General features: G+C 52.1%; 27 protein-coding genes and 1 pseudogene. 14 read left to right on the top strand and 14 right to left on the bottom strand.

Annotation, left to right across the window (positions count from 1 at the left end):
* The gene (gene acpH / locus BGK49_RS19865) at positions 1-582 is read right to left on the bottom strand and encodes an ACP phosphodiesterase (RefSeq protein WP_001009875.1); all 582 of its coding nucleotides are present in this window, start codon (positions 580-582) and stop codon (positions 1-3) included.
* Positions 583-674: 92 nt separating this feature from the next.
* Between acpH and queA the strand changes: the two genes are divergently transcribed.
* The 6 genes from queA (at position 675) to yajD (ending at position 6,616) form a co-directional block, all read left to right on the top strand.
* Positions 675-1,745 (top strand): tRNA preQ1(34) S-adenosylmethionine ribosyltransferase-isomerase QueA, encoded by a 1,071-nt coding sequence (gene queA / locus BGK49_RS19870; RefSeq protein ID WP_001266492.1) that lies wholly within the window; start codon positions 675-677, stop codon positions 1,743-1,745.
* 55 nt (positions 1,746-1,800) lie between these two features.
* Positions 1,801-2,928, top strand: a complete 1,128-nt coding sequence (gene tgt / locus BGK49_RS19875) for a tRNA guanosine(34) transglycosylase Tgt (RefSeq protein WP_000667313.1) — start codon at positions 1,801-1,803, stop codon at positions 2,926-2,928.
* A 22-nt stretch (positions 2,929-2,950) separates the two neighbouring features.
* Entirely contained in the window at positions 2,951-3,283 is a 333-nt protein-coding gene (yajC, locus tag BGK49_RS19880; RefSeq protein ID WP_000007629.1) for a preprotein translocase subunit YajC, read from the top strand.
* A gap of 27 nt (positions 3,284-3,310) precedes the next feature.
* A complete protein-coding gene (secD, locus tag BGK49_RS19885; RefSeq protein WP_000934825.1) occupies positions 3,311-5,158 on the top strand; it encodes a protein translocase subunit SecD in 1,848 nt (615 codons plus the stop codon).
* 10 nt (positions 5,159-5,168) lie between these two features.
* The gene (secF, locus tag BGK49_RS19890; RefSeq protein WP_000046637.1) at positions 5,169-6,140 is read left to right on the top strand and encodes a protein translocase subunit SecF; all 972 of its coding nucleotides are present in this window, start codon (positions 5,169-5,171) and stop codon (positions 6,138-6,140) included.
* A 128-nt stretch (positions 6,141-6,268) separates the two neighbouring features.
* Positions 6,269-6,616, top strand: a complete 348-nt coding sequence (gene yajD / locus BGK49_RS19895) for an HNH nuclease YajD (RefSeq protein WP_000974813.1) — start codon at positions 6,269-6,271, stop codon at positions 6,614-6,616.
* Between the two features lie 176 nt (positions 6,617-6,792).
* Here the strand turns inward: yajD and tsx are convergent, their stop codons facing one another.
* Both tsx and BGK49_RS19910 read right to left on the bottom strand, forming a co-directional pair.
* The gene (tsx, locus tag BGK49_RS19905) at positions 6,793-7,677 is read right to left on the bottom strand and encodes a nucleoside-specific channel-forming protein Tsx (RefSeq protein WP_005030662.1); all 885 of its coding nucleotides are present in this window, start codon (positions 7,675-7,677) and stop codon (positions 6,793-6,795) included.
* Between the two features lie 298 nt (positions 7,678-7,975).
* A complete protein-coding gene (locus BGK49_RS19910; RefSeq protein WP_005004736.1) occupies positions 7,976-8,515 on the bottom strand; it encodes a SadB/YajI family lipoprotein in 540 nt (179 codons plus the stop codon).
* A 150-nt stretch (positions 8,516-8,665) separates the two neighbouring features.
* Between BGK49_RS19910 and nrdR the strand changes: the two genes are divergently transcribed.
* The 6 genes from nrdR (at position 8,666) to pgpA (ending at position 12,771) form a co-directional block, all read left to right on the top strand.
* Positions 8,666-9,115, top strand: coding sequence for a transcriptional regulator NrdR (gene nrdR, locus BGK49_RS19915; protein WP_000543535.1), 450 nt, complete (start codon positions 8,666-8,668; stop codon positions 9,113-9,115).
* A 3-nt stretch (positions 9,116-9,118) separates the two neighbouring features.
* Positions 9,119-10,222 (top strand): bifunctional diaminohydroxyphosphoribosylaminopyrimidine deaminase/5-amino-6-(5-phosphoribosylamino)uracil reductase RibD, encoded by a 1,104-nt coding sequence (gene ribD, locus BGK49_RS19920; protein ID WP_001150462.1) that lies wholly within the window; start codon positions 9,119-9,121, stop codon positions 10,220-10,222.
* An 88-nt stretch (positions 10,223-10,310) separates the two neighbouring features.
* Positions 10,311-10,781 (top strand): 6,7-dimethyl-8-ribityllumazine synthase, encoded by a 471-nt coding sequence (gene ribH, locus BGK49_RS19925; RefSeq protein ID WP_001021161.1) that lies wholly within the window; start codon positions 10,311-10,313, stop codon positions 10,779-10,781.
* 19 nt (positions 10,782-10,800) lie between these two features.
* Positions 10,801-11,220 carry a transcription antitermination factor NusB gene (nusB, locus tag BGK49_RS19930; RefSeq protein ID WP_000801125.1) on the top strand — a complete coding sequence of 140 codons (420 nt, stop codon included), beginning with the start codon at positions 10,801-10,803 and terminating at the stop codon, positions 11,218-11,220.
* 77 nt (positions 11,221-11,297) lie between these two features.
* Positions 11,298-12,275 (top strand): thiamine-phosphate kinase, encoded by a 978-nt coding sequence (gene thiL, locus BGK49_RS19935; protein WP_000742101.1) that lies wholly within the window; start codon positions 11,298-11,300, stop codon positions 12,273-12,275.
* Positions 12,253-12,771, top strand: a complete 519-nt coding sequence (gene pgpA / locus BGK49_RS19940; RefSeq protein ID WP_000154044.1) for a phosphatidylglycerophosphatase A — start codon at positions 12,253-12,255, stop codon at positions 12,769-12,771. Before thiL ends, pgpA begins: the two co-directional genes overlap by 23 nt.
* A gap of 53 nt (positions 12,772-12,824) precedes the next feature.
* On the opposite strand, the gene yajO is transcribed toward pgpA, so the two are convergent.
* From yajO to xseB, 4 genes are read right to left on the bottom strand one after another with little or no spacing between them, the layout of a single operon-like run.
* A complete protein-coding gene (gene yajO, locus BGK49_RS19945; RefSeq protein WP_046891687.1) occupies positions 12,825-13,787 on the bottom strand; it encodes a 1-deoxyxylulose-5-phosphate synthase YajO in 963 nt (320 codons plus the stop codon).
* 54 nt (positions 13,788-13,841) lie between these two features.
* Entirely contained in the window at positions 13,842-15,704 is a 1,863-nt protein-coding gene (gene dxs, locus BGK49_RS19950; protein ID WP_000006809.1) for a 1-deoxy-D-xylulose-5-phosphate synthase, read from the bottom strand.
* Positions 15,705-15,728: 24 nt separating this feature from the next.
* Positions 15,729-16,628 (bottom strand): (2E,6E)-farnesyl diphosphate synthase, encoded by a 900-nt coding sequence (gene ispA / locus BGK49_RS19955; protein ID WP_000347225.1) that lies wholly within the window; start codon positions 16,626-16,628, stop codon positions 15,729-15,731.
* Entirely contained in the window at positions 16,628-16,870 is a 243-nt protein-coding gene (gene xseB / locus BGK49_RS19960; RefSeq protein WP_001124935.1) for an exodeoxyribonuclease VII small subunit, read from the bottom strand. The genes ispA and xseB overlap by 1 nt, the downstream gene beginning before the upstream one ends.
* A 205-nt stretch (positions 16,871-17,075) precedes the next feature.
* Here xseB and thiI point away from each other — a divergent pair, with 205 nt between their 5' ends.
* Complete coding sequence (thiI, locus tag BGK49_RS19965) at positions 17,076-18,524, top strand: tRNA uracil 4-sulfurtransferase ThiI (RefSeq protein ID WP_000668685.1); 1,449 nt, start codon at positions 17,076-17,078, stop codon at positions 18,522-18,524.
* A 53-nt stretch (positions 18,525-18,577) separates the two neighbouring features.
* Here the strand turns inward: thiI and yajL are convergent, their stop codons facing one another.
* On the bottom strand, positions 18,578-19,168 hold the full coding sequence (gene yajL / locus BGK49_RS19970; protein WP_001276309.1) for a protein deglycase YajL: 591 nt from the start codon (positions 19,166-19,168) through the stop codon (positions 18,578-18,580).
* On the bottom strand, positions 19,131-20,042 hold the full coding sequence (panE, locus tag BGK49_RS19975) for a 2-dehydropantoate 2-reductase (protein WP_000705861.1): 912 nt from the start codon (positions 20,040-20,042) through the stop codon (positions 19,131-19,133). Before panE ends, yajL begins: the two co-directional genes overlap by 38 nt.
* A gap of 167 nt (positions 20,043-20,209) precedes the next feature.
* Here panE and yajQ point away from each other — a divergent pair, with 167 nt between their 5' ends.
* Entirely contained in the window at positions 20,210-20,701 is a 492-nt protein-coding gene (yajQ, locus tag BGK49_RS19980; RefSeq protein ID WP_001138904.1) for a nucleotide binding protein YajQ, read from the top strand.
* Between the two features lie 133 nt (positions 20,702-20,834).
* Here yajQ and BGK49_RS19985 read toward each other — a convergent pair whose 3' ends face one another.
* From BGK49_RS19985 to cyoB, 5 genes and pseudogenes are all read right to left on the bottom strand, one after another.
* A complete protein-coding gene (locus BGK49_RS19985; protein ID WP_001000997.1) occupies positions 20,835-22,193 on the bottom strand; it encodes an MFS transporter in 1,359 nt (452 codons plus the stop codon).
* Between the two features lie 148 nt (positions 22,194-22,341).
* Positions 22,342-23,232: a heme o synthase gene (gene cyoE / locus BGK49_RS19990; protein WP_000971338.1), complete on the bottom strand. Its 891-nt coding sequence runs from the start codon at positions 23,230-23,232 to the stop codon at positions 22,342-22,344.
* Positions 23,233-23,243: 11 nt separating this feature from the next.
* Positions 23,244-23,572 (bottom strand): annotated as a pseudogene (locus BGK49_RS19995) (cytochrome o ubiquinol oxidase subunit IV).
* Entirely contained in the window at positions 23,572-24,186 is a 615-nt protein-coding gene (locus BGK49_RS20000; RefSeq protein WP_000179812.1) for a cytochrome o ubiquinol oxidase subunit III, read from the bottom strand. The pseudogene BGK49_RS19995 and the gene BGK49_RS20000 overlap by 1 nt, the downstream one beginning before the upstream one ends.
* The gene (cyoB, locus tag BGK49_RS20005; protein WP_000467180.1) at positions 24,176-26,167 is read right to left on the bottom strand and encodes a cytochrome o ubiquinol oxidase subunit I; all 1,992 of its coding nucleotides are present in this window, start codon (positions 26,165-26,167) and stop codon (positions 24,176-24,178) included. Before cyoB ends, BGK49_RS20000 begins: the two co-directional genes overlap by 11 nt.
* Between the last annotated feature and the right edge of the window lie 14 nt (positions 26,168-26,181).

Raw genomic sequence — 26,181 nt, forward strand, 5'->3', positions numbered from 1 at the left:
TTATAACGCCTTGTGTGACGCCTGCGCCATCATCCGCGGATAAAACTGCCAGAAGCGGGTTTCGAGGGCGGTATAATGGGCGTTTAAATCGTACCAGGAGTCACGCAGGGCATCCAGACGTGGGCGACGGCTTGCCATGCCGTTTAACACGTTCTGGATGAAATCCATATCGCGATAGCGCACCAGCCACTGCTCTGACCACAAGTAATTGTTTAGATTGATAAAACGTGGCGGTGAGTCCGGCAAAATCGTCATCACTTGCTTGCGGGCATAACAGATAAATTCCTGTAGCGGAAAGTCCGGCGACAGCTGCGACCAGTGGCGGGAAAGAAAGTGATCCCACATGACATCCAGCGTAATAGGCGCAACGCGGCGCGTTTCACGACGAAACCACTCCCGTGCTTCGCGGACTTCCGGCAGATTGTCAGTCAATACGTCGATACGTCGATGCATATGAATGCCAGCCACGACGTCGGGCGGAAAACTTTCTTCAGGATTTCCGCGTACGAAATCAGCCAGTAAATTGCCGGAAAGCGAGCTTTCCGCGAGATGGGCTAAATGCAGGTGAGCTAAAAAATTCATCGATTATATTCTATCCAAAGGGGGGTAAAGGTTGCAGGGAGAGCGCCCCGGCACTAGACTACCCGCCTCTTATTTTAGTCTGAGTCAGTGTCATGCGCGTTACCGATTTCTCCTTTGAATTGCCCGAATCCCTGATTGCCCACTACCCCATGCCTGAACGCAGTAGCTGTCGTTTACTGTCGCTGGACGGGCCTACGGGCGCGCTGACGCACGGTACTTTCACCGATTTACTCGATAAGCTCAACCCCGGCGATCTTCTGGTTTTTAATAATACTCGCGTGATCCCGGCGCGCCTGTTTGGGCGTAAAGCCAGCGGCGGCAAGATTGAAGTGCTGGTTGAGCGGATGCTCGACGACAAACGCATTCTTGCGCATATTCGCGCCTCGAAAGCGCCAAAACCTGGCGCAGAACTGCTGCTGGGCGATGACGAAAGTATTAACGCAACAATGACCGCGCGCCACGGCGCACTGTTTGAAGTCGAATTCAATGATGATCGTTCGGTACTGGATATCCTCAACAGTATCGGCCATATGCCGCTGCCGCCGTATATCGACCGTCCGGACGAAGACGCTGACCGCGAACTTTATCAAACCGTTTATAGCGAAAAACCGGGCGCGGTTGCAGCCCCGACCGCTGGTCTGCATTTTGACGAGCCTTTGCTGGAAAAATTGCGCGCCAAAGGCGTGGAGATGGCGTTTGTGACGTTGCACGTTGGTGCGGGCACCTTCCAGCCGGTGCGCGTCGACACCATTGAAGATCACATCATGCACTCGGAATACGCTGAAGTACCGCAGGATGTGGTAGACGCGGTACTGGCGGCGAAAGCGCGCGGTAACCGGGTGATTGCGGTTGGCACCACTTCAGTACGTTCGCTGGAAAGCGCGGCTCAGGCAGCGAAAAACGATCTCATTGAACCGTTCTTCGACGATACCCAAATCTTTATCTATCCGGGCTTCCAGTACAAAGTGGTCGATGCGCTGGTGACGAACTTCCACTTGCCAGAGTCGACGCTGATTATGCTGGTTTCGGCCTTTGCCGGTTATCAACACACCATGAACGCCTATAAAGCAGCGGTAGAAGAGAAATATCGCTTTTTTAGTTACGGTGATGCGATGTTTATTACGTACAATCCGCAGGCAATTAATGAGCGCGTCGGGGAGTAATTCCGCGGCGCTGGTTTAAAACGTTGGACTGTTTTTCTGACGTAGTGGAGAAAAAATGAAATTTGAACTGGACACCACCGACGGTCGCGCACGCCGTGGCCGCCTGGTCTTTGATCGTGGCGTAGTGGAAACGCCTTGTTTTATGCCTGTTGGCACCTACGGCACCGTAAAAGGGATGACGCCGGAAGAAGTTGAAGCCACTGGCGCGCAAATTATCCTCGGCAACACCTTCCACCTGTGGCTGCGCCCGGGCCAGGAAATCATGAAACTGCACGGCGATCTGCACGATTTTATGCAGTGGAAGGGGCCGATCCTCACCGACTCCGGCGGCTTCCAGGTCTTCAGCCTTGGCGATATTCGTAAAATCACCGAACAGGGCGTGCACTTCCGTAACCCGATCAACGGCGATCCGATTTTCCTCGATCCTGAAAAATCAATGGAGATTCAGTACGATCTTGGTTCGGATATCGTCATGATCTTTGATGAGTGTACGCCGTATCCTGCTGACTGGGATTACGCAAAACGCTCCATGGATATGTCTCTGCGTTGGGCGAAGCGTAGCCGTGAGCGTTTTGACAGTCTCGGAAACAAAAATGCGCTGTTTGGTATCATTCAGGGCAGCGTTTACGAAGATTTACGTGATATTTCTGTTAAAGGTCTGGTAGATATCGGTTTTGATGGCTACGCTGTCGGCGGTCTGGCTGTGGGTGAGCCGAAAGCAGATATGCACCGCATTCTGGAGCATGTATGCCCGCAAATTCCGGCAGACAAACCGCGTTACCTGATGGGCGTTGGTAAACCAGAAGACCTGGTTGAAGGCGTACGTCGTGGTATCGATATGTTTGACTGCGTAATGCCAACCCGCAACGCCCGAAATGGTCATTTGTTCGTGACCGATGGCGTGGTGAAAATCCGCAATGCGAAGTATAAGAGCGATACTGGCCCACTCGATCCTGAGTGTGATTGCTACACCTGTCGCAATTATTCACGCGCTTACTTGCATCATCTTGACCGTTGCAACGAAATATTAGGCGCGCGACTCAACACCATTCATAACCTTCGTTACTACCAGCGTTTGATGGCGGGTTTACGCAAGGCCATTGAAGAGGGTAAATTAGAGAGCTTCGTAACTGATTTTTACCAGCGTCAGGGGCGAGAAGTACCACCTTTGAACGTTGATTAATATTAATAATGAGGGAAATTTAATGAGCTTTTTTATTTCTGATGCGGTAGCGGCAACGGGTGCACCGGCGCAAGGTAGCCCGATGTCTTTGATTTTGATGCTGGTGGTATTCGGTCTGATTTTCTATTTCATGATCCTGCGTCCACAGCAGAAGCGCACCAAAGAACACAAAAAGCTGATGGACTCCATTGCCAAAGGTGATGAAGTTCTGACGAACGGTGGCCTGGTTGGTCGCGTAACCAAAGTAGCGGAAAACGGCTACATTGCTATCGCGCTGAATGACACCACTGAAGTAGTTATTAAACGTGACTTCGTAGCTGCCGTCCTGCCGAAAGGCACCATGAAGGCGCTGTAATTAAAATTTTTCCCTAAGGGAATTGCCGTGTTAAACCGTTATCCTTTGTGGAAGTACGTCATGCTGATCGTGGTGATTGTCATCGGTCTGCTGTATGCGCTTCCCAACCTGTTTGGTGAGGATCCGGCTGTTCAGATCACTGGTGCGCGCGGAGTCGCCGCCAGTGAGCAAACGCTGATCCAGGTCCAGAAAACGTTACAAGAAGAAAAAATAACTGCTAAGTCTGTGGCACTGGAAGAGGGCGCTATTCTTGCGCGCTTCGACTCCACTGACACCCAGCTGCGCGCTCGTGAAGCATTAATGGGCGTTATGGGTGACAAATACGTCGTGGCGCTTAACCTTGCCCCGGCAACGCCGCGCTGGCTGGCAGCTATTCACGCTGAGCCGATGAAGCTCGGCCTTGACCTGCGTGGCGGCGTTCACTTCCTGATGGAAGTGGATATGGACACCGCGCTTGGCAAACTCCAGGAACAAAATATCGATAGCCTGCGCAGCGATCTGCGTGAAAAGGGCATCCCGTATACCACCGTTCGTAAAGAAAACAACTACGGCCTGAGCATTACTTTCCGCGATGCTAAAGCTCGTGATGAAGCCATTGCGTATCTGAGCAAGCGCCATCCGGACCTAGTGATTAGTAGCCAGGGCAGCAACCAGCTGCGTGCGGTAATGAGCGATGCTCGTCTGAGTGAAGCGCGTGAATATGCGGTGCAGCAGAACATCAATATCCTGCGTAACCGTGTAAACCAACTTGGCGTAGCGGAGCCGGTGGTTCAGCGTCAGGGTGCTGACCGTATCGTTGTTGAACTGCCAGGTATTCAGGACACTGCGCGTGCGAAAGAGATTCTGGGTGCGACGGCAACGCTGGAATTCCGTCTGGTAAACACCAACGTTGACCAGGCCGCTGCGGCATCCGGTCGCGTACCGGGCGACTCTGAAGTGAAACAGACCCGCGAAGGTCAGTCAGTTGTGCTGTACAAACGCGTAATTCTGACCGGTGACCATATCACCGACTCCACTTCCAGCCAGGACGAATACAACCAACCGCAGGTTAACATCTCGCTCGATAGCGCTGGTGGTAACATCATGTCTAACTTCACTAAGGACAACATCGGCAAACCGATGGCAACCCTGTTTGTGGAGTACAAAGACAGCGGTAAGAAAGATGCAAATGGTCGTGCGGTTCTGGTGAAACAGGAAGAGGTGATTAACATCGCCAACATCCAGTCTCGTCTGGGTAACAGCTTCCGTATCACCGGCATCAACAACCCGAACGAAGCCCGTCAGCTGTCACTGCTGCTGCGTGCCGGTGCGTTGATCGCGCCGATTCAGATTGTTGAAGAACGTACCATTGGCCCAACCCTGGGTATGCAGAACATTGAACAGGGGCTGGAGGCTTGCCTTGCCGGTCTGCTGGTTTCTATTCTGTTCATGATCATCTTCTATAAGAAGTTTGGTCTGATTGCGACCAGTGCTCTGATTGCCAACTTGATCTTAATCGTCGGCATTATGTCGCTGTTGCCAGGCGCAACGCTGAGTATGCCAGGTATCGCGGGTATCGTCTTAACCCTTGCGGTGGCGGTCGATGCGAACGTACTGATCAACGAACGTATTAAAGAAGAGTTGAGCAACGGACGTACTGTTCAACAGGCAATTGATGAAGGTTATCGTGGCGCATTCAGTTCTATCTTCGATGCGAACATCACCACGCTGATTAAAGTCATCATCCTGTACGCAGTGGGTACCGGGGCAATTAAAGGGTTCGCGATTACTACCGGTATCGGTGTGGCGACGTCGATGTTTACCGCGATTGTCGGTACGCGTGCCATCGTAAACCTGCTATATGGCGGCAAGCGCGTCAAGAAGCTGTCAATCTGAGGAGTGCGATGTGGCACAGGAATATACTGTTGAACAACTAAACCACGGCCGTAAAGTCTATGACTTTATGCGCTGGGACTACTGGGCTTTCGGCATCTCTGGTCTGCTGTTAATCGCCGCTATCGTTATTATGGGCGTGCGCGGCTTTAACTGGGGGCTGGATTTCACCGGTGGTACGGTTATCGAAATTACGCTCGAAAAACCGGCTGAAATTGACGTAATGCGTGATGCATTGCAAAAAGCCGGTTTTGAAGAGCCAATGCTGCAAAACTTTGGTAGCAGCCACGACATCATGGTCCGTATGCCGCCTGCTGAAGGCGAAACCGGCGGTCAGGTGCTGGGCAGCCAGGTTCTGAAGGTGATTAACGAATCCACCAATCAGAATGCAGCAGTGAAGCGTATTGAGTTCGTCGGTCCGAGCGTGGGGGCAGACCTTGCGCAAACCGGTGCGATGGCGTTGATGGCGGCGCTGCTGTCTATCCTTGTGTACGTAGGTTTTCGCTTTGAGTGGCGACTGGCGGCAGGGGTTGTTATTGCGCTGGCGCACGACGTTATCATTACGCTGGGTATTTTGTCGTTATTCCATATCGAGATTGACCTGACCATTGTGGCATCGTTGATGTCGGTTATCGGTTACTCGCTTAACGACAGTATCGTGGTATCGGACCGTATTCGTGAAAACTTCCGCAAGATCCGTCGCGGTACGCCTTACGAAATCTTTAACGTGTCCTTGACCCAGACGCTGCACCGTACCTTGATCACATCCGGTACTACCTTGATGGTTATCCTGATGCTGTACCTCTTCGGTGGTCCGGTACTGGAAGGCTTCTCGCTGACCATGCTTATCGGTGTTTCCATCGGTACTGCATCTTCCATCTATGTGGCATCTGCGTTGGCTCTGAAACTGGGTATGAAGCGCGAACACATGTTGCAGCAGAAAGTGGAAAAAGAAGGGGCGGATCAGCCGTCAATTCTGCCGTAATCAAGTTCCCGTTGATGTTGAAAATCCCGGTCAGAAGATCGGGATTTTTTTTGATGTATGGAGATTGCGAAAATCCCCGCATCTTGGGAAACTGCGCGTAACCCTACATTTCATCCAGGTAACTCTTCATGGCTATCATCCCAAAAAACTATGCGCGGTTAGAAAGCGGCTATCGCGAAAAAGCATTAAAAATATATCCGTGGGTCTGCGGTCGCTGTTCCCGCGAGTTTGTTTATTCCAACCTGCGTGAACTTACCGTTCACCACATTGATCACGACCATACCAATAACCCGGAAGATGGCAGTAACTGGGAATTGCTTTGTCTCTATTGCCACGATCATGAGCATTCGAAATATACCGAAGCGGATCAGTATGGTACGACCGTTATCGCAGGGGAAGATGCGCAGAAAGATGTCGGTGAAGCGAAGTACAACCCATTCGCTGACCTGAAAGCGATGATGAACAAGAAGAAGTGATTAAAACGTAAAATTGCCTGATGCGCTACGCTTATCAGGCCTACGTTATTTCAGCAATATATTGAATTTACGTGCTTTTGTGGGCCGGACAAAGCGTTTACGCCGCATCCGGCATGAACAAAGCTCACGTTGTTAACAATCAGAAATGCCGGGAATAAATCCCGGCATTTTCATAATCAGAAGTTGTAACCTACGACCAGGTAACCACCCCAGCCGGTAGAGCGAACGTTGAAGTTGCCGTTGCCGAAGTTCAGTTCTGCATCGTCGTTCCACTGACCACCGTCGTGCCAGTAACGAGCTACGACAGAGTAGTGCCAGTGATCGTAGTTCAGAGCCAGAATATGGCTGGAAGCGATAGAGTTATTAGTACGGGTCTTAATACCGTTGATTGCGTTACCGCTGTCATCCCCTAAATCGGAACCCCAGTCGAAGTTGGTGAAGCCGATGTAGCTCAGCTGACCGCCCCACAGATCGGTAATCGGCACAAAGTATTTAATTTTGAAACGGTAACCGTCCCACTCGTTTTCGTTCGCTGCGCCATAGTTCTGCCACTGGTATTTCGCATAGACGTTCATGGACAGGCTCATCGGCAGACCAGTATCGATGTCGGTACCCAGACCCATGTACCAGGTGCTCTGGCGACCATTTTTATTACGACCCATGTCGTAAATGTAGTTGTTCGCGAAGTACCACTCTTTGAACGGACCGAAGTTAAGATCAGTATTGGTCAGCTTGTCGATGGAGAAACGTGGTTCGATTTCCATAAACAGCGGAGAACCGTGGTTCCAGATACCTTTAGCATCGGAGTTACCGCCGAAGAATACCGGCGCATCCGCATAACCATAGAAGTCGAACCAGTCTTTTTTAGCGAATGCTTCGTACTCAAGGTAGGTATCGTTGCGGATCTGCGGTCCGAAACGGGTGTGATAGCTTCCGACAACGTTAACGCTCTGGTGCCACCAGTCGGAAAGATACTGCGGTTTGTCGTTTTCAGCTGCGTTGACAGTAAAAGACGAAGAGAGCGCCAGTACCACACCGGCTGCCAGTAATGTTTTTTTCATATGTATGCCACTGTTTGAAAATCCCTTGCGGGAGTGAAAAAGGCGCAAATTGCGTTTCTAAATATTTCGTATACAGAGGAGCCTATTATAAAAATCATTGCTCACAAAAATATGTTTCGTTTCACAGTTCTATCATTTACGTAATCGATTGCGTTCACGTTTACACACATTAGGGCGGGGATTGTACTGACTTTCGCCCTTGTTGCAAACTTTTACTATCAATCTAGGTGATGTAAGCAGAGTAACAAAATGACGGGGAAAGATGTTGCGGGACGCACAAAATCGTCCCGAAATACGTTTACTGCATAACAGGTTGAATGTCGTGGATACGTACAAAGCCTAACTGATCCACAGAAATCCCCTTTAATTGTAACGGAATATCAACATCGCTGGGGGCGAGGACGCTGGCAGGGGCATTAATCAATTGATTCTGCACATTGATTTCCTGAAAGTTGTCTATTGTTCCCTGAATTTGCCCATATTCAACAGTTCCGCTGAATGCGGGCAAGGGATCATTCGACTCACCCTGAATACGTAGTGTAAGGGTGGTGCCATCTGTATCAGGCGTAATATTCACCAGCGACATACGTAAAGTACCGATCTGGCTTTCCAGTCTTGCCGGTGTTTTCGCTCCAGGCAGAAGGTAACCCCCACTGCTGGATTTTGCATTCAGCCTGTTTTGCTGAGTGATTTTGACTGTTTCTTGATTGAGTTGCGTCATCTCCTGGTTCAGCGTGCTGACGCTGTGTTTCATCTGTCGCACTTCACTTTGCTGCACACAGGCGCTAAGGCTGAACAGGCTTCCCAGCAGGAGCAGTCGAAAAACGTTAGTATTCATAGGTCGTCCCTTTCTCGTCGCAATTAGCCTAATGGTAGAGGGTAAAAGCAGCGAAAGCATCGATCCTTTATCTCAAAAGCGTTGCGCCTTTGTTGTATCGTCAGTTCAGGGTAAAATAGATTTCCGTTAACCACCTGGTCAGGACGCCGTATGCATTGCCCATTCTGTTTCGCCGTGGACACTAAGGTAATTGACTCTCGTCTCGTGGGCGAGGGTTCATCCGTACGCCGCCGTCGGCAGTGTCTGGTGTGTAATGAACGTTTCACCACCTTTGAAGTGGCGGAGCTGGTTATGCCGCGTGTTGTAAAAAGCAACGACGTGCGTGAACCGTTTAATGAAGAGAAATTGCGTAGCGGAATGCTGCGGGCGCTGGAAAAACGTCCGGTGAGTTCCGATGACGTTGAAATGGCAATCAATCATATTAAATCGCAGCTGCGCGCCACCGGTGAGCGCGAAGTACCGAGCAAGATGATTGGCAATCTGGTGATGGAGCAATTGAAAAAGCTCGATAAAGTCGCCTATATCCGTTTTGCCTCTGTCTACCGCAGTTTCGAAGATATCAAAGAATTTGGCGAAGAGATCGCGCGCCTGGAGGACTAAGCCGTGCAGGACGAGTATTACATGGCGCGGGCGCTAAAGCTGGCGCAACGAGGACGTTTTACCACCCACCCCAACCCAAATGTCGGGTGCGTCATTGTCAAAGATGGCGAAATTGTCGGTGAAGGTTACCATCAACGAGCGGGTGAACCACATGCCGAAGTACACGCGTTGCGTATGGCGGGTGAAAAAGCCAAAGGTGCAACGGCGTATGTGACACTCGAACCTTGCAGCCATCACGGCCGTACGCCGCCTTGCTGTGATGCTTTAATTGCCGCAGGTGTGGCGCGCGTGGTTGCCTCGATGCAAGATCCTAACCCGCAGGTCGCTGGGCGTGGACTTTACCGTCTGCAACAGGCTGGCATTGACGTCAGCCACGGCCTGATGATGAGTGAAGCCGAGCAATTGAATAAAGGCTTTCTCAAGCGGATGCGCACCGGCTTTCCTTATATTCAGTTAAAACTTGGCGCATCGCTTGATGGTCGCACGGCGATGGCGAGCGGCGAAAGCCAGTGGATCACTTCGCCCCAGGCGCGGCGTGATGTACAACGACTGCGCGCGCAAAGTCATGCCATTTTAACCAGCAGCGCCACGGTGCTGGCGGATGATCCTGCCTTAACGGTGCGTTGGTCCGAACTGGATGAACAAACTCAGGCGCTCTACCCGCAACAAAATCTCCGCCAGCCGGTACGTATTGTGATTGATAGCCAAAATCGCGTGACGCCGGAACATCACATTGTGCAGCAGCCCGGCGAAACCTGGTTCGCGCGTACGCAGGAAGATTCTCGTGAGTGGCCGGAAACGGTGCGTACCTTGCTGATTCCAGAGCATAAAGGTCATCTGGATCTGGTTGTACTGATGATGCAACTGGGTAAACAGCAGATTAACAGCATCTGGGTGGATGCGGGGCCAACGCTCGCTGGCGCATTGCTGCAGGCGGGTTTAGTCGATGAGCTGATTGTCTATATCGCACCTAAACTATTAGGCAGCGACGCCCGTGGATTATGCACCCTGCCAGGGCTTGAGAAATTAGCCGACGCCCCCCAATTTAAATTCAAAGAGATACGTCATGTAGGCCCGGATGTTTGCCTGCATTTAGTGGGTGCATGATCTCCCGGCTCGAAAGGGAAGCAGCGCACGAAATATTATGCTAAAATCCGCCCCCCTGCGGGGCCATACTCGAACCCGAAGGAAGAAAATGAACATTATTGAAGCTAACGTTGCTACCCCGGACGCTCGCGTCGCCATCACCATCGCGCGTTTCAACAACTTTATCAATGACAGCCTGCTGGAAGGTGCAATTGACGCACTGAAACGTATCGGTCAGGTAAAAGATGAAAACATTACCGTTGTTTGGGTGCCTGGTGCCTATGAGCTGCCGCTGGCGGCGGGTGCACTGGCTAAAACCGGTAAATACGACGCGGTGATTGCGCTGGGTACGGTTATTCGTGGTGGCACTGCCCATTTTGAATATGTCGCTGGTGGTGCAAGCAACGGCCTGGCGCATGTTGCCCAGGACAGCGAAATTCCGGTTGCTTTTGGGGTTCTGACCACTGAAAGCATTGAACAAGCGATCGAACGTGCTGGCACCAAAGCTGGCAACAAAGGTGCAGAAGCTGCACTGACCGCGCTTGAAATGATTAATGTATTGAAAGCCATCAAGGCCTGAAATTAGTAAGGGGAAATCCGTGAAACCTGCTGCTCGTCGCCGCGCTCGTGAGTGTGCCGTCCAGGCGCTCTACTCCTGGCAGTTGTCCCAGAACGACATCGCTGATGTTGAATACCAGTTCCTGGCTGAACAGGATGTAAAAGACGTTGACGTCCTGTACTTCCGTGAGCTGCTGGCCGGGGTGGCGACTAATACCGCATACCTCGACGGACTGATGAAGCCATACCTGTCCCGTCTGCTGGAAGAACTGGGACAGGTAGAAAAAGCAGTACTGCGCATTGCGCTGTACGAACTGTCTAAACGTAGCGATGTGCCATACAAAGTGGCCATTAACGAAGCGATCGAACTGGCGAAATCGTTCGGCGCAGAAGACAGCCATAAGTTCGTCAACGGTGTACTCGATAAAGCAGCACCTGTGATTCGCCCTAACAAAAAGTAATATCCAGGCCGGTAGATTCACGGAAGACCGTTCCATGATCGCCGGCCTTTTCTTTTTTACCTGCTGAGGCATAACGTATGGCATGTGGCGAGTTCTCCCTGATTGCCCGTTATTTTGACCGTGTAAGAAGTTCTCGTCTTGATGTCGAACTGGGCATCGGCGACGATTGCGCACTTCTCAATATCCCCGAGAAACAGACCCTGGCGATCAGCACTGATACGCTGGTGGCGGGCAACCACTTCCTCCCTGATATCGATCCTGCTGATCTGGCGTATAAAGCACTGGCGGTGAACCTAAGCGATCTGGCAGCGATGGGGGCCGATCCGGCCTGGCTGACGCTGGCATTAACCTTGCCGGACGTAGACGAAGCGTGGCTTGAGTCCTTCAGCGACAGTTTGTTTGATCTTCTCAATTATTACGATATGCAACTCATTGGCGGCGATACCACGCGTGGGCCATTATCAATGACGTTGGGTATCCACGGCTTTGTTCCGATGGGACGAGCCTTAACGCGCTTTGGGGCGAAACCGGGTGACTGGATCTATGTGACCGGTACACCGGGCGATAGCGCCGCCGGGCTGGCGATTTTGCAAAACCGTTTGCAGGTTGCCGATGCTAAAGATGCGGACTACTTGATCAAACGTCATCTCCGTCCATCGCCGCGTATTTTACAGGGGCAGGCACTGCGCGATCTGGCAAATTCAGCTATCGATCTCTCTGACGGTCTGATTTCCGATCTCGGGCATATCGTGAAAGCCAGCGACTGCGGCGCACGTATTGACCTGGCATTGCTGCCGTTTTCTGATGCGCTTTCTCGCCATGTTGAACCGGAACAGGCGCTGCGCTGGGCGCTCTCTGGCGGTGAAGATTACGAGTTGTGTTTCACGGTGCCGGAACTGAACCGTGGAGCGCTGGATGTGGCTCTCGGACACCTGGGCGTACCGTTTACCTGTATCGGGCAAATGACCGCCGATATCGAAGGGCTTTGTTTTATTCGTGACGGTGAACCTGTTACGTTAGACTGGAAAGGATATGACCATTTTGCCACGCCATAAAGATGTCGCGAAAAGTCGCCTGAAGATGAGTAATCCGTGGCATCTACTTGCTGTCGGATTCGGAAGTGGATTAAGCCCGATCGTTCCTGGGACGATGGGCTCGCTGGCAGCGATTCCGTTCTGGTATCTGATGACCTTTTTGCCCTGGCAGCTCTACTCGCTGGTGGTGATGCTGGGGATCTGTATCGGCGTCTATCTTTGTCATCAGACCGCAAAAGATATGGGCGTGCACGATCACGGCAGCATTGTCTGGGACGAATTTATTGGTATGTGGATCACGCTCATGGCGCTGCCGACCAATGACTGGCAGTGGGTTGCCGCCGGGTTTGTGATTTTCCGTATTCTGGATATGTGGAAACCGTGGCCGATCCGCTGGTTTGATCGCAATGTGCATGGCGGCATGGGGATCATGATAGATGATATTGTCGCCGGGGTGATCTCCGCTGGCATCCTGTACTTTATTGGTCATCACTGGCCGCTGGGCATTCTGTCGTAGTTGTGCACCGATGCCTGATGTGACGCTTGTTGCGTCTCATCAGGCCTGGACTCTTATTTAAATCCTACTACCGGATGCGGTTTATACGGCGTTTCCAGTTCGGCAATCTGTTCCGGCTTCAAAGTGATATCCACCGCGTTCAATAGCTCATCAAGCTGTTCTTCCCGCGATGTACCGATAATCGGTGCGGCAATGCCCGGTTTACTCAACAACCAAGCCAGCGCAACTTGTGCTCGTGTTGCACCGAGTTCTTCACTGACGCCCGTTAACCGCTCTGCGATCTGCGCGTCATTTTCATCGCTTTCTTTATAGAGATTTTTCCCCACCTCATCAGACACCAGTCGTGCGGTAGTTTCTCCCCACGGACGCGTCAGTCGCCCCCGCGCCGGAATCACCGCCACGCCCTCCTGATAACACAGTGGCAGCATCTCGCGCTCTTCTTCGCGATAAATCAGATTGTAGTGATCCTGCATACTGACAAACTGCGCCCAGCCGTGCTGTTTTTGGAGTTCCAGTGCCTGAGCAAACTGCGAAGCGTGCATTGATGACGCGCCGATATAACGCGCTTTCCCGGCTTTTACCACGTCGTTCAGGGCTTCCAGCGTCTCTTCGATCGGCGTGTTGTAATCCCAGCGATGAATTTGCAGGATATCGACATAATCCATGCCGAGACGTCGCAGGCTGTCGTCGATAGAGCGCAAAATTTGTGCACGGGATAATCCTTCCGGTAAATCACCAACGCGATGGAACACTTTGGTGGCAACGACCACGTCTTCACGACGGGCGAAATCCCGCAGTGCGCGACCAACGATCTCTTCGCTGCTACCATCGGAATAGCTATTGGCGGTATCAAAGAAATTTATGCCGCCTTCCAGTGCGCGTTTAATTATGGGACGGCTGCTCTCTTCCGGCAGTGTCCATGCGTGATTACCACGATCTGGCTCGCCAAAGGTCATACAGCCGAGGCAAAGTCGGGAAACGCGAAGGTCGGTTTTTCCTAAGGGGTTGTATTGCATGCTGCCACTCCTGCCATGAATAATTTCTTAAGCATAGCAGGAGTGGAGTAGGGATTATGCCAGCCAGGCCTTGATTTTGGCTTCCATACCGGCGGCATCGAGGCCGAGTTCGGCGCGCATTTCTTCCTGCGTTCCTTGCGGAATAAAGAAGTCAGGCAGGCCAATGTTCAGCACGGGGACTGGTTTACGATGGGCCATTAGCACTTCGTTCACTCCGCTGCCTGCACCGCCCATAATGGCGTTTTCTTCTACGGTAACCAGTGCTTCATGACTGGCGGCCATTTCCAGAATTAACGCATCATCAAGCGGTTTCACAAAACGCATATCGACCAGCGTGGCGTTCAGCGATTCGGCGACTTTCGCCGCTTCTGGCATCAGCGTACCAAAGTTAAGGATCGCCAGTTTCTCGCCACGACGCTTCACAATGCCTTTGCCAATTGGTAGTTTTTCCAGCGGCGTCAGTTCCACGCCGACCGCGTTGCCACGCGGGTAGCGCACCGCTGACGGGCCATCGTTATAGTGATAGCCGGTATAGAGCATCTGGCGACATTCGTTTTCATCGCTCGGGGTCATAATGACCATTTCCGGTATGCAGCGCAGGTAAGAGAGATCAAAAGCACCCTGATGGGTTTGACCGTCAGCACCAACAATGCCCGCGCGGTCGATGGCGAACAGGACCGGAAGCTTTTGAATTGCCACGTCATGCAGCACCTGATCATAGGCGCGTTGCAGGAAAGTGGAGTAGATCGCGACAATGGGTTTGTACCCACCAATCGCCAGACCGGCGGCAAAGGTCACTGCGTGTTGCTCGGCAATTGCCACGTCGAAGTAGCGATCCGGGAATTTACGAGAAAACTCGACCATGCCGGAACCTTCACGCATCGCCGGAGTAATCGCCATCAGCTTGTTATCTTTCGCCGCCGTTTCGCACAACCAGTCGCCAAAGATTTTTGAATAGCTCGGTAAACCGCCGCTACTTTTCGGCAAACAACCGCTGGAGGGATCAAATTTAGGCACGGCGTGGAAAGTGATTGGGTCTTTTTCTGCCGGTTCATAACCACGACCTTTTTTGGTCATGATATGCAGGAACTGCGGGCCTTTCAGGTCACGCATGTTCTTCAGCGTGGTGATAAGCCCCAGCACATCGTGACCGTCAACCGGGCCGATGTAGTTAAAGCCCAGCTCTTCAAACAACGTGCCAGGGACTACCATGCCTTTAATATGTTCTTCGGTACGTTTGAGCAGCTCTTTAATGGGTGGCACGCCAGAGAAAACTTTTTTCCCGCCTTCGCGCAGTGAAGAGTAAAGCTTACCGGAAAGCAGCTGCGCCAGATGGTTGTTGAGCGCGCCGACATTTTCGGAAATCGACATTTCGTTGTCGTTGAGGACCACCAGCATATCAGGACGGATATCGCCCGCGTGATTCATCGCTTCAAACGCCATGCCTGCGGTAATCGCGCCATCGCCGATTACACAGACGGTACGGCGATTTTTGCCTTCTTTCTCGGCAGCAACCGCAATACCAATTCCGGCACTGATGGAGGTTGATGAATGCCCGACGCTTAATACGTCATATTCGCTTTCGCCGCGCCACGGGAACGGGTGCAGGCCGCCTTTCTGACGGATGGTGCCGATTTTGTCGCGGCGTCCGGTCAAAATTTTATGCGGATAAGCCTGATGCCCCACATCCCAAATCAATTGGTCAAACGGGGTGTTGTAGACATAGTGCAGCGCCACGGTCAGTTCGACCGTGCCCAGCCCGGAGGCGAAGTGCCCGCTGGAACGGCTCACGCTGTCGAGTAAATAGCGGCGCAGTTCGTCGCAGAGTTTCGGTAAACTCTCTTTCGGCAACAGTCGTAACTCCTGGGTGGAGTCGACCAGTGCCAGGGTCGGGTATTTGGCAATATCAAAACTCATCAGGGGCCTATTAATACTTATTGTTTATTTATTACGCTGGATGATGTAGTCCGCTAGCGCTTCCAGTGCCGAGGTATCGAGTGACTGTTCAGCCAGTTGTTTCAGCGACTGACGGGCATCGTCGATCAGATCCCGGGCTTTCTTCCGGGCTTGCTCAAGACCCAGAAGTGCAGGGTAGGTACTTTTACCAAGTTGCTGGTCGGCACCCTGGCGTTTTCCCAACGTTGCAGTATCTCCTACCACATCCAGGATGTCATCCTGAACCTGGAAGGCAAGGCCGATGCTCTCTGCGTACTTGTCGAGTACTGGCAGAGCACGACGCCCTTTATCTCCGGCGCTTAATGCACCAAGGCGAACGGCGGCGCGAATCAATGCGCCGGTTTTATGACGATGAATACGCTCAAGCGCGTTCAGAGGTACGTGTTTGCCTTCCGCGTCTAAATCTAATGCCTGACCACCGCACATTCCGGCAATACCGCTGGCGCTCGCCAGTTCAGAAATCATCGAAATTCTGTCGCGATCCGACACTTCCGGCATATCAGCATCGCTTAAAATCGAGAACGCCAGCGTTTGTAAAGCGTCGCCAGCGAGAATCGCGTTTGCTTCGCCAAACTTCACATGGCAGGTCGGCAAACCGCGACGCAGATCGTCATCATCCATCGCCGGTAAATCATCATGAATTAATGAGTAAGCGTGGATACACTCTACGGCGGCAGCGGGTGCGTCCAGCGTGTTTGTGCTAACGCCAAACATATGACCGGTGGCATAAACCAGGAAGGGTCGCAGACGCTTACCACCTAATAATGCGCCATACTGCATGGTTTCGACCACGGGAGTGTTCTGAAAGGGCAGTGGGGCGATAAAACGGCTCAGCGCCTGGTTGGCCTGCTTAACGCAGGCTTCGAGTTGCTGCGGAAAGTCCATTACTCATTGTCCGGTGTAAAAGGGGTTAGAGAGGCGTCTTCATTGTCAGACAGCAGAATTTGTACGCGCTGTTCGGCTTGTTGTAATTTGGCCTGCCCCTGACGTGCCAGCTGCACGCCGCGTTCGAACTCGTTCAGCGCCTCTTCCAGCGGCAGGTCGCCACTTTCCAGACGGGTTACAATCTGTTCCAGCTCGCTCAGCGCCTTTTCAAAGCTGGCGGGAGCCTCATTTTTCTTCGGCATAATGAATGTCTGACTCTCAATATTTTTCGCCCCGTCATGGTAACGGACTCAGGGCAAATAGCAAATAACGCGCAATGGTAAGGTGATGTGCGCAGCAAAGCGATGTTAGTGGTATACTTCCGCGCCTGGATGCAGCCGCAGGTGTGGGCTGCTGTATTTTTCCCTATACAAGTCGCTTAAGGCTTGCCAACGAACCATTGCCGCCATGAAGTTTATCATTAAATTGTTCCCGGAAATCACCATCAAAAGCCAATCTGTGCGCTTGCGCTTTATAAAAATCCTTACCGGGAACATTCGTAACGTTTTAAAGCACTATGATGAGACGCTCGCTGTCGTCCGCCACTGGGATAACATCGAAGTTCGCGCAAAAGATGAAAACCAGCGTCTGGCTATTCGCGACGCCCTGACCCGTATTCCGGGTATCCACCATATTCTCGAAGTCGAAGACGTGCCATTTACCGACATGCACGATATTTTTGAGAAAGCGTTGGTTCAGTATCGCGATCAGCTGGAAGGCAAAACCTTCTGCGTACGCGTGAAGCGCCGTGGCAAACATGATTTTAGCTCGATTGATGTGGAACGTTACGTCGGCGGCGGTTTAAATCAGCATATTGAGTCCGCGCGCGTGAAGCTGACCAATCCGGAAGTGACTGTCCATCTGGAAGTGGAAGACGATCGTCTCCTGCTGATTAAAGGCCGCTACGAAGGTATTGGCGGTTTCCCGATCGGCACCCAGGAAGATGTGCTGTCGCTCATTTCCGGTGGTTTCGACTCCGGTGTTTCCAGTTATATGTTGATGCGTCGCGGCTGCCGCGTGCATTACTGTTTCTTTAACCTTGGCGGCGCGGCGCATGAAATTGGCGTGCGTCAGGTGGCGCATTATCTGTGGAACCGTTTTGGCAGCTCCCACCGCGTGCGTTTTGTCGCTATTAATTTCGAACCGGTCGTCGGGGAAATTCTCGAGAAAATCGACGACGGTCAGATGGGCGTTATCCTCAAACGTATGATGGTGCGTGCCGCGTCTAAAGTGGCTGAACGTTACGGCGTACAGGCGCTGGTCACCGGCGAAGCGCTCGGCCAGGTGTCCAGTCAGACGCTGACCAACCTGCGCCTGATTGATAACGTCTCCGATACGCTGATCCTGCGTCCGCTGATTTCTTACGACAAAGAGCACATCATCAACCTGGCTCGCCAGATTGGCACCGAAGACTTTGCTCGCACGATGCCGGAATATTGCGGTGTTATCTCCAAAAGCCCGACGGTGAAAGCGGTTAAGTCGAAGATTGAAGCGGAAGAAGAGAAATTCGACTTCAGCATTCTCGATAAAGTGGTTGAAGAAGCGAATAACGTTGATATCCGCGAAATCGCCCAGCAGACCGAGCAGGAAGTGGTGGAAGTGGAAACCGTCAATGGCTTCGGCCCGAACGACGTGATCCTCGATATCCGTTCTATCGATGAACAGGAAGATAAGCCACTGAAAGTCGAAGGGATTGATGTAGTTTCTCTGCCGTTCTATAAACTGAGCACCAAGTTTGGCGATCTCGACCAGAACAGAACCTGGCTACTGTGGTGTGAGCGCGGGGTGATGAGCCGTCTGCAGGCGCTCTATCTGCGCGAGCAGGGCTTTAACAATGTGAAGGTATATCGCCCGTAATTTGTGGTTGTAACGTCGCATCTGGTCAGATGCGACGCTTACCGCATCCGACACTACTCGTAATAATTATAAATCCCTGCCGCCATCACCAGTTGTGATGCCACTTCATGGGCTTTCTCGCGCCCAACCAGCAGGTCGATAATTTTCAGACCAAAGTCGATAGCTGTCCCCGGCCCCTGGCTGGTCAGCAATTTTACCCGTGCATCCCAGACGACGCGCTTGTCCTGCCATTGTTCAGCGGGAATTTTGTCTTTCAGCGTCGGGAAGCCGGTCATATTACCAATCGGGAAGATATCGTGCGGCACCAGCACGGTGGCTGGCGCGGCGCAAATAGCCGCGACGATACGCCCGGAACGGTGGAACTGTTTAACGGTTTCAACCAGCAGAGTGCTATCGCGAAAACACTCTGCGCCTTTAATGCCACCAGGCAGTACGATCACGTCATATTCGCCATCAGCCACCTCGACCAGCGGCGCATCCGCCAGCAGCTTCACGCCGCGCGAGCAGGTAATTGCCAGGTTGCCATCGCTGGCTACGCTGGCAGTGGTGACTTTGATACCGCCGCGAACCAAGAGGTCGATCGTGGTGACGGCTTCAGTCTCTTCACTACCAGGGGCGAGGCAAACCAGTGCCGATGCGCTCATATTCACTCTCCTTTCTTTTTACCATTTCAAACAGGCGGGTGTTTTCCGGTACGGCAATCCCATGCGCGCGGGCGCGGCGTAAGAGAAAACCATTGATATAGTCGATTTCGGTGTGGCGCAGCGCGCGGATATCCTGCAACATCGACGAGATATTTTCCGCTGTGGCATCAATCACCTGCATCACGTAATGACGCAAATCTTCCGCTGAAGTATGATGCCCTTCGCGTTCTATCACTGCCGCGACTTCTTCGCATACTTGCATAATTTCTTGCGGATGATGACGTAATTCACCGTTCGGGCAATTCCAGATGGCGGTCAGTGGATTAATCACGCAGTTGATTGCCAGCTTGCGCCACAGCTCGGCGCGAATATTGTTATGCCAGGCAACGTCAGGCAACACGGTTTGTAAAATATCCGCCAGATAACTGTAATCGCCATCCTGTTGCCGTGCCGGACCAATATGCGTGATACCGTTTGCCACATGAATAATGACATTGCCGTCGCGGCGGGCGGCATGGGTGGTGGTGCCCATCAGTAATGGCTGCTGAATATTTTGCAACTCTTCGATGGTGCCCATGCCGTTGTGAATTAACAGTATTGGCGTGGTTACAGGCAGTGTGGACGCGAGGCTTTTGACGGCATCGGAAACCTGCCATGCTTTCAGCGTCACCAGGAGCAGATCGCTGGTGGCGAGAAAATCGGGATCGTTGGCGGTCAGCGATTCGTTAAATATCGAACCATCTGTCTCAACCAGATTCACACTACAATAAGGTTGCGGTACGCGCAGCCAGCCCTGAACTTCATGACCCTGTTTGCAAAGTGCTGTAAGCCATAATTGCCCTAAGGCACCGCATCCCAATACGGTAATTTTCATTGTTCCTCCTCACCCGCAACCACACCGGGTGTTCAATAAGGCTATCCCTTAATTGTGCATGCTGTTGCGACTATGCACAATTAAGGGATACGTCCTGGTGCAGGACTGTCGGTTATTTAACTTTGCGGGTATTATGCTTCGCATCAAAAATGAAGGGAGAGGAAAAGATGCCATCTTTCGATATTGTCTCTGAAGTTGATCTTCAGGAAGCACGTAACGCGGTCGATAACGCGAGCCGCGAAGTGGAGTCCCGTTTTGACTTCCGTAACGTTGAAGCCTCATTTGAGCTGAACGACGCCAGCAAAACCATCAAAGTGTTGAGCGAGTCCGATTTCCAGGTCAATCAGTTGCTGGATATTCTGCGTGCCAAGCTGCTGAAGCGCGGCATTGAAGGCAGTTCACTGGATGTACCGGAAAATATCGTTCATAGCGGTAAAACCTGGTTTGTGGAAGCGAAACTGAAGCAGGGCATTGAGAGCGCGACCCAGAAAAAAATCGTCAAGATGATCAAAGACAGCAAACTGAAAGTGCAGGCGCAAATTCAGGGCGATGAGATCCGCGTGACTGGCAAATCTCGTGATGATTTGCAGGCTGTCATGGCGATGGTGCGCGGTGGCGATCTGGGTCAGCCGTTCCAGTTCAAAAACTTCCGCGATTAATCGCGACAACCTGCGCTTTGTTCATGTCAGATGCGGCATGAACGCCTGGTTCGGCCTACAAAGGCTTGTAAATCAGGAGCTTAGTAGGCCTGATGAGCGTAGCGCAGCAGGCAATTTCGCCTCGCTTTTATGCCTAGCGAATTGCCTGTTCAACATCAAAGCGATTCGTCACTTTGCTGTCGATTTTCACATAAGCTGAATGTTCTTCTTCTGCAATCAACACTTCTTTGATGCCTTCAGTTTCTAGCAAACGCACTTTTAACGCCTCGTTTGCGGCAATGTTCGCCGGGATTTCAATGCGCAAACTGCTGACATACGCCGGTTCTTTCATGGTACTGGCGACTGCCAGCCACACTGCGGCCAGCATTGCGCCAGCGAGAAATACGCCCTGACCGTCAAACATGCCGTCAATCCAGCCGCCCAGTGAACCGCCAATCGCCACGCCAAGAAACTGGCTGGTGGAGTAAACACCCATCGCTGTACCTTTGTAACCTGCTGGCGACTCTTTACTGATAAGTGAAGGCAGAAGGGCTTCCATCAAATTAAACGCTACAAAGAAAAGCTGCACGCCGACCACCAGTTGCCAGAACTGCGTTTGCGCGTTCCACAACACAATTTCCGCAACCACGATCAACCCGACGCAGAAGACAAAGACTTGCTTCATTTTGCGCTTAACTTCAGCGTAGATAATGAAAGGCACGACCGAGCCAAAGGCGATTAGCATTGTCGCCAGATAGACCTTCCAGTGTTCAGCCGCCGGGAACCCTGCATCAGCCAGTTGTCCGGGCAGGGCAACAAACGTCGACATCAGCAAAATATGCAGACACATAATGCCAAAGTTGAGTTTCAGCAGCCGCGGTTCCGCCAGCACTTTACTGAAACTGCCTTTCACCATTCCGGACTCACGATTAAGTACGTGAGTGCTACTGTTGGGCACAACCCAAATGGTCAACGCAATGCCGGTCGTTGCCAGAATAGCGATCATCCAGAACAGCGCGTGCAGCCCAAGTTTGTGAGTGATGATCGGGCCAAGCACCATCGCAATGGCAAAGGTAATGCCAAAGCTCACGCCGATAAACGCCATTGCTTTGGTGCGGTTTTGTTCGCGCGTGAGATCGGAAAGCAGCGCCATAACGGCAGCGGCAATCGCACCGGAGCCTTGTAGCGCCCGGCCCAGAATAATTCCCCAGATGGAGTCAGAGAGCGCAGCGATAACGCTACCGGCGGCAAACACCGCCAGCCCACCGACAATTAATGGTTTGCGACCAATACGGTCGGAAAGCAGGCCAAACGGAAGCTGAAAAACGGCCTGAGTCAGACCATAAATACCAATGGCAATACCGATTAATGCTTCGCTGGCACCTTGCAGAGCCATGCCATACGTGGTCAGAACCGGCAGAACCATAAACATGCCCAGCATGCGCAACGAGAATACGGTCCCTAAACCCCAGGTCGCGCGCCTCTCACCTGGCGTCATTTTATAATCGTTCATTACCACCTCTGTTTTAAATTCGCGACTAGTGTAAAGCGGCAAACGAATGGGGTAAACATGCGGATTTTTTAGTAAATATTTCGAGAGGGATATGTTTCTAATGCTAAGAAAAAAGGTGCCGTAGCACCTTTTTAATAGAGAGGTTTTGTTACCACACAGCAGCCAGCAGCGTATGCGAGTCCGGTACCATAAAATCAACGGACATCATCACCGAGAGGGCAGTGATGGCGATGACAGAGAAGCCGAACAGCTTGCGCGCCCAGATTCTGTCATCAGCAACTTTATAACCGCGCAGAGCCATACCTAACCACCAGACGCTAACCGCCGCGGCGACCACCAGATATTTATATCCAGCGTAACCGCCAAGAGAGAGCATCAGCGTGGCAACGGCAAAGGCGATGATATACAGCGTGATGTGATTCTTCGCCACCGAAATGCCTTTTACCACTGGCAATACCGGAATGTTTGCCGCCTGGTAATCCTTAAAGCGGAAAATGGCGATGGCATAGGAGTGAGGCATCTGCCACAGGCTGAAGATAGCCAGCAGGATCGCTGCGCCGCTATCGAACTCGCCGGTTACTGCACAGTAGCCAATCACCGGCGGCGCAGCGCCGGAGAGCGAACCAATCAATGTGCCGTAGACTGAGTGGCGTTTCATGTACAGGCTATAGACGCCGACATAAACCACAAAGCCCATCACCCCCAGCCAGCAGGCCAGCGGATTCGCGCCAAACCACAGCAGCATAAAGCCAGCAATACCCAGCAAGGTGGCGTACACCAGCGAGACAGCAGGAGAGATCAGGCCTTTAACCAGCACCCGATTCTTCGTCCTTTCCATCTTTCTGTCGATATCCCTGTCGATGTAGTTGTTAAACACACAACCCGACGCCACAACCAGTGACACCCCAACCAGCGTGTAGATAAACAGGGGATAATCAATGCTGCCCTTTGAGGCCAGCAGGAATCCCCCAATCACCGAGATCAGGTTGCCAAAGATGATGCCTGGTTTCGTTACTTGCAGGTATTGCTTAAACATCATAACCGCCGCTCTTAGTGCATCATCATGTTGTAGTTGAGGTTCCACATAATCCAGATGGAGCCTACAACCAGGATAGCGATGATTAGCACGGTGAAGACAAACGCCGTCATGTTCCAGCTTCATCTGATTTGGTATTCATGTGCAGGAAGCACACCAGATGCACCAGAACCTGTACCACTGCCATTGCCAGGATTGTTCCCAGAATTACGGCCGGAGAGGCAGCCCCTGTCATCACCATCCAGAACGGAATCACCGTCAGAATGATCGACAGGATAAAGCCTGTCATGTAGGTTTTTACGCTGCCATGGGACGCGCCGCTGTGATCGGTAGAATGACTCATTACATCGCCCCCATCAGATAAACAACAGTGAACACACAGATCCAAACCACATCCAGGAAGTGCCAGAACAGGCTCAGGCACATGATGCGGGTACGGTTAGTGCTGGTCAGGCCGCGACGAGCGATTTGTACCATCAGCACCGCCATCCAGATAAGACCGGAAGTGACGTGCAGACCGTGCGTGCCGACCAGCGCAAAGAACGCTGACAGGAAGTCGCTGCGATCCGGACCCATGCCGTTAACAATCAGGTGATGGAATTCGTAGATTTCCATCCCGATAAATCCGGCACCAAACAAACAGGTCAACGCCAGCCAGGAGATAACCTGGCTTTTGTTGTTTTTGTACATGGCGATAGCCGCCATGCCGTAGGTGATGGAGCTGAACAACAGCAAGAAAGTTTCAACCAGAACGAACGGCAGTTCGAAAATGTCCTTACCTGTCGGGCCGCCTGCGGTGCCGTTCACCAGAACGGCATAGGTAGCAAACAAGATTGAGAACAGAATGCAGTCGCTCATCAGGTAGATCCAAAATCCGAAGATTTTGGTTCCGCCTGCATCGTGGTGCCCGTGTTCGTGCGCGTGGGCAGTCGCGTGCGTCAAAGTATCAGTTGCCATTTTTCAGCCCTGCCTTAGTAATCTCATCGAAATGCTGGTTTTCCAGTTTTTCGATTTCTGCCACCGGCACGTAGTAATCCACGTCCTCGTCGAAGCTTTTCACGATCCAGGTGATGATCATGCCTGCGAAGCCAACAATCGCCAGCCACCAGATATGCCAGATCATGGCGAAACCGAAGATGGTGGAGAAAGCTGCAATGACGATACCTGCACCGCTGTTTTTCGGCATATGAATTTCTTCATAGTGGTCAGGCTTTTTATACGCTTCGCCTTTCTCTTTCATTTCCCAGAATGCATCACGCTCGTGAACGTGCGGCACAACGGCAAAGTTATAGAACGGAGGCGGGGAAGAGGTTGCCCACTCCAGCGTACGGCCACCCCACGGGTCGCCAGTCAGGTCACGGTTCTGGTCGCGGTCGCGAATAGAAACGTACATCTGAATAACGAGGCAGAGAATACCCAGCGCAATCAGTACTGCACCGCTAGCTGCAATCATAAGCATGGTGTGGAACTGCGGGTCAATCTGCTGGCTCAAACGACGGGTCATGCCCATGAAGCCCAGCGCATACAGCGGCATAAAGGCAACGAAGAAGCCGATGATCCAGAACCAGAACGCGCGTTTACCCCAGGTTTCATTCAGTTTGAAACCGAACGCTTTAGGCCACCAGTAGGTCATCCCTGCGAAGCAGCCGAAGACCACGCCGCCGATGATAACGTTATGGAAGTGCGCAATCAGGAACAGGCTGTTATGCAGAACGAAGTCCGCGCCCGGTACTGCCAGCAGCACGCCAGTCATCCCGCCCACCGAGAAAGTGACGATAAAACCGATGGTCCACAGCATCGCAGAATGGAACACGATACGGCCCTGATACATGGTGAACAGCCAGTTGAAGATCTTCACCCCGGTCGGGATGGCGATAATCATTGTGGTGATACCAAAGAAGGCGTTTACGTTCGCGCCCGCACCCATCGTAAAGAAGTGGTGCAGCCAAACGATGAACGACAGCACGGTGATACAGACGGTTGCCCATACCAGCGAGGTATAACCAAACAGACGTTTACGCGAGAAGGTTGCCGCAATTTCGGAGAACACACCGAAAACAGGCAGGATCAGGATGTAAACTTCCGGGTGGCCCCAGGCCCAAATCAGGTTGATGTACATCATCATGTTGCCACCCATATCGTTGGTAAAGAAATGGGTGCCCAGATAGCGATCCAGGGTCAACAACGCGACGGTAACCGTCAGAATTGGGAAGGAAGCAATAATCAGTACGTTCGCGCACAGTGATGCCCAGGTAAATACTGGCATCTTGAACATGGTCATGCCCGGTGCGCGCATCTTCAGAATGGTAACGAAGAAGTTGATACCGGTAAGCGTCGTACCTATACCGGATAGCTGGAGACTCCATATCCAGTAATCAACACCGACTCCCGGACTGTACTCTATTCCCGATAGCGGTGGATAGGCCAGCCAGCCGGTCTGCGCAAATTCGCCCACGCCGAGAGAAACGTTAACCAGAATCACACCAACAACAGTAAACCAGAAGCTTAAGTTGTTGAGGAACGGGAACGCAACGTCACGCGCGCCGATCTGCAGCGGAACCACCAGGTTCATCAGACCGATAACGAAAGGCATCGCCACGAAGAAGATCATAATCACGCCGTGCGCGGTGAAGATCTGATCGTAGTGGTGAGGTGGCAGGAAGCCCGCTTCGCCCGCCGAGGCAAGAGCCTGCTGGCTACGCATCATAATGGCGTCAGCAAAACCACGCAGCAACATCACAATCGCCACGATGATATACATGATACCGAGGCGTTTATGGTCGACGGAGGTCAGCCACTCTTTCCACAGGTAGGTCCACTTACCGAAGTAAGTGATCAGGCCAACGAGCGCCAGACCTCCCAAAATAATGCCAGCGATCGTAACCATGACGATAGGTTCATGGAACGGGACTGCATCAAGTGATAATTTTCCGAACATCTTTATTCTTCCTC

Source organism: Shigella sp. FC1544 (assembly GCF_001722145.1).
In the GTDB taxonomy this organism is placed as follows: Bacteria; Pseudomonadota; Gammaproteobacteria; order Enterobacterales; family Enterobacteriaceae; genus Escherichia; species Escherichia coli.